This is a genomic window from Oceanobacillus salinisoli, from assembly GCF_009733865.1.
GTDB classification, from domain to species: Bacteria; Bacillota; Bacilli; order Bacillales; family Amphibacillaceae; genus Oceanobacillus; species Oceanobacillus salinisoli.
Map to the genome: position 1 here is coordinate 18,367 of NZ_WOFB01000032.1, position 9,004 is coordinate 27,370.

The 9,004-nt window shown below is 43.5% G+C and carries 7 protein-coding genes; 2 read left to right on the forward strand and 5 right to left on the reverse strand.

The annotated features are described in order from the left end of the window. Positions 1-2 precede the first annotated feature (2 nt). Entirely contained in the window at positions 3-1,208 is a 1,206-nt protein-coding gene (locus GMJ66_RS18105) for an acyl-CoA dehydrogenase family protein (protein WP_156291726.1), read from the forward strand. Positions 1,209-1,475: 267 nt separating this feature from the next. Here GMJ66_RS18105 and GMJ66_RS18110 read toward each other — a convergent pair whose 3' ends face one another. The 5 genes from GMJ66_RS18110 to GMJ66_RS18130 are packed head-to-tail and all read right to left on the reverse strand — an operon-like array spanning position 1,476 to position 7,378. Continuing rightward, positions 1,476-1,796: a DUF3870 domain-containing protein gene (locus GMJ66_RS18110; RefSeq protein ID WP_156291727.1), complete on the reverse strand. Its 321-nt coding sequence runs from the start codon at positions 1,794-1,796 to the stop codon at positions 1,476-1,478. Positions 1,797-1,838: 42 nt separating this feature from the next. Next, positions 1,839-2,981: a saccharopine dehydrogenase family protein gene (locus tag GMJ66_RS18115; RefSeq protein WP_156291728.1), complete on the reverse strand. Its 1,143-nt coding sequence runs from the start codon at positions 2,979-2,981 to the stop codon at positions 1,839-1,841. Between the two features lie 51 nt (positions 2,982-3,032). Continuing rightward, entirely contained in the window at positions 3,033-4,526 is a 1,494-nt protein-coding gene (locus GMJ66_RS18120; protein WP_156291729.1) for an aldehyde dehydrogenase family protein, read from the reverse strand. Positions 4,527-4,540: 14 nt separating this feature from the next. Beyond that, complete coding sequence (locus GMJ66_RS18125) at positions 4,541-6,202, reverse strand: thiamine pyrophosphate-dependent enzyme (protein ID WP_156291730.1); 1,662 nt, start codon at positions 6,200-6,202, stop codon at positions 4,541-4,543. A 12-nt stretch (positions 6,203-6,214) separates the two neighbouring features. Further along, on the reverse strand, positions 6,215-7,378 hold the full coding sequence (locus GMJ66_RS18130) for an LL-diaminopimelate aminotransferase (RefSeq protein WP_156291731.1): 1,164 nt from the start codon (positions 7,376-7,378) through the stop codon (positions 6,215-6,217). Positions 7,379-7,527: 149 nt separating this feature from the next. Here GMJ66_RS18130 and GMJ66_RS18135 point away from each other — a divergent pair, with 149 nt between their 5' ends. Then, positions 7,528-8,868 carry a sodium-dependent transporter gene (locus GMJ66_RS18135; RefSeq protein ID WP_156291732.1) on the forward strand — a complete coding sequence of 447 codons (1,341 nt, stop codon included), beginning with the start codon at positions 7,528-7,530 and terminating at the stop codon, positions 8,866-8,868. The last annotated feature ends 136 nt before the right edge of the window (positions 8,869-9,004 follow it).

The window sequence follows — 9,004 nt, forward strand, 5'->3', positions numbered from 1 at the left end:
TGATGAATTTTAATTTCACAGAAGAACAAAAGATGCTGCGCAAAACGGTTCGGGATTTTGTAGACAAGGAGATTATGCCGTATATCGGTGACTGGGACAGACAAGGCAAATTTGACCCCAATATTTATAAAAGACTGGCAGAACTCGGCCTGATGGGTGTTTGCATCCCTGAAGAATATGGGGGTGCTGGCATGGATTATAATTCCCTCGCCATCGTTTGTGAGGAGCTGGAACGCGGGGACACCGCCTTCCGTACCGCTGTTTCCGTTCACACCGGATTAAACAGCATGACATTGCTCCAGTGGGGAACCGAGGAACAAATGCAAAAGTACTTGACACCTCAAGCTCAAGGGAAAAAAATCGGTGCTTTCGGTCTTACCGAGCCTGGTACCGGTTCCGACGTGGCAGCCCTTCAAACAACGGCTACCAAAGATGGAGACTACTATATTTTAAACGGACAAAAGACATGGATTTCCCTTTGTGATGTGGCAGACCACTTTTTAGTTTTTGCCTATACAGGGGACCGCTCGGAGAAACATAAAGGTATTTCTGCTTTCATTGTGGAACGGACATGGGAAGGCTTCTCCTCCAAAGCGATTAAAGGAAAGCATGGAATACGCTCCGGCAATACCGGAGAACTATTTTTCGAAAATGTTAAAGTTCCAAAAGAAAACCTCCTCGGTGAAGAAGGAGAAGGATTTAAAATTGCCATGTCTGCACTGGATAATGGTCGATTTACTGTTGCTGCTGGGGCTGTCGGACAAATTATGGCATGCCTGGAAGCAAGTGTGAAATATTGCCATGAACGTGCAACCTTTGGAAAAGAGATTGGAAAACATCAGCTTGTCCAGCAAATGCTTGCCAAAATGGAAGCAGGTCTGCAAATGAGCCGCTTGCTTGTTTACCGAGCTGGAGAACTGAAAAATAAAGGCGTGCGCAATACTCGTGAAACGTCCCTAGCCAAATGGCAGGCATGTGACTTTGCCAACAAAGCTGCAGACGATGCCGTACAGATTCACGGTGCATACGGCTATTCGGATGAATATCCAGTGGAACGCTATTTACGCAACTCGAAAGCACCGGTTATTTACGAAGGAACTCGTGAAATTCACACAGTAATGCAAGCGGAATACGTCCTTGGATACAGACAGAATAAGCCATTAAATAAAATGCTTCCTCCCTGGGAATCACAGGAATTAGTGAAATAAAAATGAGAAGATCTGCCAACTTTTTGGACTAGGCAGATCTTCTCTTTATTTATTTTGAAGATTTGTTGTATTTGTAGGTTAATAAGTTTTTTAATGGTTGTTATTCACGTTATTTGTGTTGATTTATTTTCCAACGGTTGATATATGCCTTTTGGCGTTGATTTCCGCTCCACAACGGTTGATTCCTGAAATAGAAAAACAACCTCCCTCTCTTCCTTCCAGAAAAAGAATTAGGCTGTTCCTCTACCCTAACTTAGATATGCAATCTCAACTTTCCAAATGCTCCACATACCCCTCATACTGCTTATACAAGTCCTTCAGCGCGGATGCAAGAGCATTTCCTGCTTTTCCCAGGTAATGTTCTTTAATAATCTGAACCGGCTCATCAATGCCTTCCTGCAAGCTGTATCCGCGCAAAAGCCGCTGAATAAAGTCACGGCCATGCTCTGTTGCCAGGGTACAGTTTGCCGCTACAATGACGCTATATTTTTTGTCAATCTCTGCTGTAATCGTTAATGTTTCGTACATGCTTTTTGCTGCCATTCCTGATGGAAGTCTTGCGTGCCCTGCGATAAATACGGTATTCATGACGCCCCAGATCCTTTCATCCATCATACGAGATTAATAGAATTACATTTCTTTAATCATTACCCCACGCTTTGCCATTTCTTTCATATACGTGTCACCAGGAACTATTTTCTCTGGCGGGTACACACCCTTCTCTTTTATTATGCCATTTCCTATCATTTGTGCAACAGTGGAAATCGTATTTGCTGTCGCTCTTGCCATTGCTGTCACTTGGGTAGCCTGATCTTTATACGTTACCATTTCATATTCAAATGTTGTCGGTTGCCCATCCTTTAAGCCGGAAACGATAACACGGAGCAGGACCACATCATCTTTATCCCCTAGCTCTACAATCGGATCGAGTACTTTTAAAAATACCTCTCTTGGATTAATCTTCTGGCCATTTACATCCACTTCATAATCCTTACGTGTCAAATTCAAATCCACGAGCAACTGAAACTTTTCCGCATGCCTTGGATACCTTACTGTTTTGTATTCTAATTCCTCTAAATCCGGATAGGAGAGCGAAAGGGTGGACGTTCCCCCTGAAGTATGGAAGGCCTCCAGCGGACCGAATTTTTCAAAATGCACTTCTTCCACTTCGGATAATGAAGGGACTTCCTGTTTCATTCCATCTCGAATAATTAAAGAGGGATCTGTATAATGGTCAAAAACCCCTTCCATGGAAAACACATGATTGTATTCAAAAGGGGCTTCTGGCCGTAATGGAATACCACCAACATACAATTTAATGGATTGGGCCTTATCAAGTTTGCTCACACCATAACCAGATAAAATATTAATCATTCCTGGTGCAACACCGAGATCAGGAATGATTGTCACTCCCGCTTTCTTCGCTTCCTCACCCAGTTGAAGCACCTTATCGGTAATATTTCCGATATGGCCTCCCAAATCAACCGAACTCACTCCGACTTTAATTGCGGTTTTCGCTACGATTTCATTAAAAGAATAAAACAGTGCATTAATGATCACGTCAAATTGCTTCATAAAGCCCGCTAATTCTTTCGGATTGTTCGCATCTACCTGATGGGCCGATAGTTTAGAAGATGGTAATGTATCACAAACCTGTTGTACACGATTGATATCTACATCTGCTAAACCAACATCGGTAACCTCAGTACTTGCCACCAAATCCCTCGCTGCTTCCTTTCCCATTAAACCAGAACCTAAGACACCGACTTTCATAACATTCCTCCCAGTATTTCAAGTGTTAAAAGTCCACCTCTGTCATTTTTCCTAGTCCACATCAATTTGCGCACGCTGCAATTTTCCACTGTAATCCACATAGACCGCCTTCCACTCCGTAAACACATCCAACGCTTGCACCCCGGAATCCCGGTGGCCATTTCCGGTTCCTTTTGTTCCACCAAATGGCAGATGAATTTCCGCACCGGTCGTTCCCGCATTGACATAAACAATTCCTGTATCCAAATCACGCTGAGCCTGAAAAACACGATTCACATTCTGGGTAAAAATCGAGCTGGATAGGCCAAAGGACACGCCATTATTTACTTCAATTGCCTCTTCCAAACTGCTGACAGGAATCAGCGAAACGACCGGGCCAAAGATCTCCTCCTGCGCAATCCGCATATCTGCTGTTGCATCCGTAAACAAGGTTGGCGCAAAGAATTGTCCTCCCCTATAGCCGGAGCCACTTAACTCATAGCCGCCTTCCAACAGTTTTGCACCTTCATTTTTCCCAATTCCGATATAATCCTTAATCTTCTCCAGCCCTGCCCGGTTAATAATTGGTCCCACTTTTACAGACGGATCCAACCCGTCACCAATCGTTAAATCCTTCATTGCTGCTAATAACTTATTTTCCAGTTCTTCCTTCACCGCTTCATGAACAATTACCCTGCTGCATGCAGTACAGCGCTGTCCGCTCGTTCCAAATGCACTCCATAAAATTCCTTCTACCGCCAAATCAAGATCCGCATCATCCATCACGATAACCGCATTTTTCCCGCCCATCTCCAGTGATACTTTCTTTAATTGTCTGCCACAGTCTGCTGCAATATTTCTGCCAACATCATTGGACCCGGTAAAGGAAATTACCCGAATATCCTGATGGTGCACCATCGCATTTCCAACCGTTTGACCAGTCCCGAACACGACATTTAATACACCATTCGGCAAGCCTGCTTCCTCAAATATTTTGGCAAGCTCATAGGCCATAATCGGGGTTTCTGTTGCTGGCTTCCATACAACGGCATTCCCTGCAACAATTGCCGGGAATGATTTCCATGTCGCTATGGCAATTGGAAAATTCCATGGCGTAATAATGCCGACGACCCCAACCGGAACACGTTGACTCATGGCAAATTTATTTTTCAATTCAGCTGGTGTCGTCTGTCCAAATAGCCGCCTTCCTTCCCCTGCCATGTAAAAGGCCATGTCAATGCCTTCCTGCACTTCTCCCCTTGCCTCTTCCAGCACTTTGCCGTTTTCCATCGTCAATAGTTGCGATAATCTTTCCTTTCGTTCCTTCAGCAAATTCCCCACTCGATAAAGCAGCTCCGCCCGCTGTGGTGCTGGAACGAGTGCCCATTTCTTCTGCGCCCTTTTGGCTGCAGTAACAGCATCATCAACATTGCTTGCATCAGATAGTGGAACCTGAACAATTTCTTCCCCACTTGCAGGATTGATTACGGCCGTTGCTTTACTTCCCTCCACCCATTTTCCATCAATAAAATTTGCTAATTTCTTCGTTTCCAAGGAAATCGCCATTCACATATCCCCCTTTATTTTTTTCGATGTTGAAGCTCAGAAATCGTACTGGAAACTGATATTTGTTCTTTATCCGTAAGAATTTCAATCACTACCGGTGCTTGTTTTTGTAAAGCCTTATCCAGCGCCTCCGTGAAGCCTGCCGGAGTACCCACTTGATATGCTGTCACTCCCATACTCCTCGCTAAATCCTTAAAAGATACATCCCCTAAATCGGTTGCAATCACTTTTTTCGGGTAATGAATTTCCTGGTGCATGCGAATGGTTCCATACATCCGATTGTTGAAAACGAGACATATGACTGGTATGTGATAGCGAGCAGCCGTCTCCAATTCCTGAGCGGTCATCATAAATCCACCGTCACCGGATAAGGATATAACTGTTTTGTTTGGCAATGCCAGTTTTGCACCAAGTGCTGCAGGCATGCCATAGCCCATTGCACCTGATGTTGGCCCAATATATGTATGCTTATCATGGAAACGATAATAAGCATGGAGCCAACCGGCAAAATTTCCTGCATCATTCGTTATAAGGTCATCCTTTGCGATTTTCTTCTTTAATATGGAAATGACATGCTTGTAAATAGAATCATGATCAGAAACGTGTAAATGGCTTGCTTTCTCGTAAGCTAACCTTCTTTCCTGTGCCCAGGCCTCCCATTCCGACTTTATCTGGATTTTCTCCAGTAAAAGCAATGCTTCCCTTACATCAGCCACAATGCCAATATCCGGTGCAAATACTTTTCCGATTGTCTCGTAGTCCAAATCGACGTGAATCAGCTTCTTTTCAGGAGTGATGATGGTGTAGTCTTGTGTGGTTACTTCCGAAAGCCTTGTTCCAAAAGCTAAGATAACATCCGCTTCCTGTACCGTTTGTAGAATTTCCTTAGAGGTTCCCAAGCCTAACTGACCGCCATATAACCGGTGATTATTTGGAAAAACATCATGGCGACGAAAAGCTGTGATGACGGGTATTTTCCATTTTTCTGCACATCTTTGCAGTACCGCTTCTGCTTTTGCACTTTTAATTCCTCCACCAGCAAGAATCAGTGGCTGTTTCGCCCCGGAAAGCAGTAATTCCACTTGGTTGATCTCTGTTAATGAGGGGGCTGGGCGCGGGACAGAAGTAACTGGACCAAACTGCATTTCAGCTTCCATTGGAAGAATGTCCTCTGGAAGGGATACGACAACCGGGCCAGGTCTTCCCGATTTAGCGATTCGAAAAGCTCTTTGCACAAGCTCCGGTGTTCGTTTGGCATCCGTTATTTCCACTGTCCATTTCGCAATAGGCTCAAAATATGTTTCAAGATTTACTTCCTGAAATCCTTCCCTGCCCCTGAATTTGCTGCTTACTTGCCCTAAAAATACAACCATTGGTGTTGAATCTTGATAAGCAGTATGCACAGCAATCGCTGCATTTCCCCCTCCTACTGCTCTCGTTGCCATGACGACGCCTGGCTTTAAGGAAGCTTTTGCATACCCTTCTGCCATAAATCCTGCACCACTTTCATGCCTGGCGGAAATGACTTGAATCGCTTTTTCATCATGTAGTGCATCAAGTAAAGGTAAATAGCTTTCCCCAGGCACACAAAAAGCCTTGCTTACACCTTCCATTCTCATGCATTCAACAATAGCCGAAGCAGCCGTCATCGTTTTCCTTACTCTATTTCTATTCATCTTCCGTTCACCTCATTCGAATTTCATCAATTTCAGGCGTCGGATGACTTCCTCCAACCGTTCCACTGTCACCGTTAAGGCAATCCGGATATATCCTTCTCCCCTTTGACCAAAGGCCGTTCCCGGGGTAACCATGATCCCTGCTTCCTGCAGTAATTGGTTGGCAAATTCCATAGAAGTAAATCCGTCCGGAACCTTTGCCCAAAGGAAAAACGTACCCTTTGGCTTATCTGTGGCAATCCCTATCTGATTCAATGCGGCATGTAATTTTTCCAGCCGCTTTTGATAAATACGATTGTTTTCCGCTACGGTACTCAAGTCACTTTGAAGTGCAGCAGCTGCGGCTTTTTGAATGGCCAGAAATTGGCTCGTATCTATATTGCTTTTTAGCGTTGCAAGTGCACGGATTATTTCTTGATTTCCAACGACATAGCCAATTCGCCACCCGGCCATATTAAAACTTTTCGATAACGAACCGAACTCTACTGCATAATCCTTGGCACCAGGCACTTCCAATACACTTGGCGCATGATAACCATCAAATGTCACTAAATCGTAGGCTAAATCACTGGCAACCGCGATGGAGTATTTTTTCGCATAAGAAACCGCTTTCCCAAAAGTGTTTAATTCTATTGTTGCTGTTGTAGGATTGCTCGGGTAGTTGAGGAACATTAGCTTTGCCTGTTTTGCATCGGCTATCTTAACCTTTTCAAACATCGGTACATAGCCGTTCTTTTCATCCAATGGAAAGGAAATACTCTCCCCGCCAGCCAGGTGTACTCCTGTTCGATAGACTGGATAACCTGGGTCCGGAACCAATACTTTATCCCCCGGATTAATAACCGCTTGAAGCAAATTAGCAATTCCTTCTTTCGTGCCAATTAAGGTTAAGACTTCCTTTTCAGGTTCCAAGGAAACATTGTATTGTCTTTGATAAAAATTGGCTACTGCTTCTCTAAATTCCAAACTGCCGCTATATGTGGAATACTTGTGATTATGAGGATACTTCGCTTCTTCCATTAACTTTCTGTATAAAAAATCTGGTGTTGGCAAATCCGGTGCTCCAATGCCAAGATCAATCACATTCACCCCCTTTGCTTCCAGCTCCTTTTTCTTCTGCTGAAACTCTGAAAATACATAGGCAGGCAAATTTTTTACTTTATCCGAAACAAACACCGCACTCCCCCTCTATTGACTTGTTAATCTATTTTATTTACCTGTTTGTAAAATAAGACCAACGATAATGACCATCCGTTGTTTATCGAAGAACCTCTATGTTATACTAAAGAAATTGAAAACAGAGATTACAAGAAAGGAAGCAAGCTATGCAGAAAAAACAGCAATGGACATCAAGAATAGGCTTTATTCTTTCTTCAGCAGGTGCTGCCATTGGTCTTGGAGCCATTTGGAAATTTCCGTACATGACCGGAATGAATGGTGGTGGAGCCTTTTTCCTTCTATTTATCGCCTTTACCATCATTATCGGTTTGCCGATATTAATTGCCGAGTTTGTTATCGGAAGAGGTGCGGGAAAAGAAGCAGTTGGTGCGTATAAGAAATTGGCACCAAAAGGCCTTTCCAGATATATCGGCCACTGGGGAGTCGCCGGTGCATTTTTACTCATGTCTTTTTACAGTGTTGTTGGTGGTTGGGTTCTCATCTACAGTGCATTGTCCATCCCTGGGCTCATCATTCAGGATGGAGCAAAATACCCTGATTTGTTCGGTCAAGTAACTGGCAGTCCGTGGATTACCATTTTAGGATTGGCACTATTTCTACTAATCAACATCATTGTCGTGTCATTTGGAATTCAGGATGGGATTGAAAAAGCAAGTAAAGTTTTAATGCCATTATTATTTATATTTTTCATCGTGCTCGTTATTCGTTCAGTTACATTTGAAGGGGCTATGGAAGGAATTCGCTTTTTCCTTGAGCCAGACTTTACCAAACTGAATGCAGAAAACGTCCTTTACGCATTGGGACAATCGTTCTTTTCCTTAGCTGTCGGAATTTCCGTGATGGTCACGTACAGCTCTTACTTAGGAAAAGATGTCAGCTTACCGGCAGCAGCAGGATCGGTTTCCATGATGAATATTTTTGTATCGCTACTGGCTGGGCTTGCCATCTTCCCTGTCGTATTTGCCTTTGGCCTTGAGCCAGCAGAAGGACCAGGCTTATTGTTTATCGTCCTGCCAGAAGCTTTTGCCAGCATGCCATTTGGTGAACTGTTCTTAAGTTTATTTTTACTATTATTCCTATTTGCAGTGTTAACCTCTTCATTCAGTATGCTGGAAATTATTACAGCAGCATTTACAAATACCCAAAAACGTTCACGCAGAAAGGTAGCCAGTATCGCCGGGCTGCTCGTGTTTATCGCAGGAATTCCTGCTGCACTTTCATCCAATATTTTAGCGGATTTTAAGATTTTCGATAAAACGGTATTTGATGCAACCGATTTTCTAGTAAGTAACATCATGCTGCCCGCAGGCTGTTTATTCATTGCACTGTTCATCGGATATAAAATGGACCGTGCCTTGGTGAAACAGGAATTTACCGCTGGCACCGGGCTTAGTGATGGAACCTATCAAGTATGGTTTCAAATCATGCGCTGGCTCGTTCCAGTGACAATCGTTCTTGTGTTTTTGACGACGGTGGGGGTTATATAAATTCTAGTTAAATTAAGCATAATCCATTTGGGTTATGCTTGTTTTTGTTTTTGCTTGTGCTTGTGCCGATTTAAGATATCAATCACTTTTGTTCCAGGGGGTTGTCAAATAAAGTGTGTAAGTCCCAAAACACACT

Excerpts from the sequence above, each read along its gene's own strand:
- GMJ66_RS18105 (WP_156291726.1), top strand. The coding sequence starts at position 3 with ATGAATTTTAATTTCACAGAAGAACAAAAGATGCTGCGCAAAACGGTT.
- GMJ66_RS18110 (WP_156291727.1), bottom strand. The coding sequence starts at position 1,796 with ATGAATACCGTATTTATCGCAGGGCACGCAAGACTTCCATCAGGAATG.
- GMJ66_RS18115 (WP_156291728.1), bottom strand. The coding sequence starts at position 2,981 with ATGAAAGTCGGTGTCTTAGGTTCTGGTTTAATGGGAAAGGAAGCAGCG.
- GMJ66_RS18120 (WP_156291729.1), bottom strand. The coding sequence starts at position 4,526 with ATGGCGATTTCCTTGGAAACGAAGAAATTAGCAAATTTTATTGATGGA.
- GMJ66_RS18125 (WP_156291730.1), bottom strand. The coding sequence starts at position 6,202 with ATGAATAGAAATAGAGTAAGGAAAACGATGACGGCTGCTTCGGCTATT.
- GMJ66_RS18135 (WP_156291732.1), top strand. The coding sequence starts at position 7,528 with ATGCAGAAAAAACAGCAATGGACATCAAGAATAGGCTTTATTCTTTCT.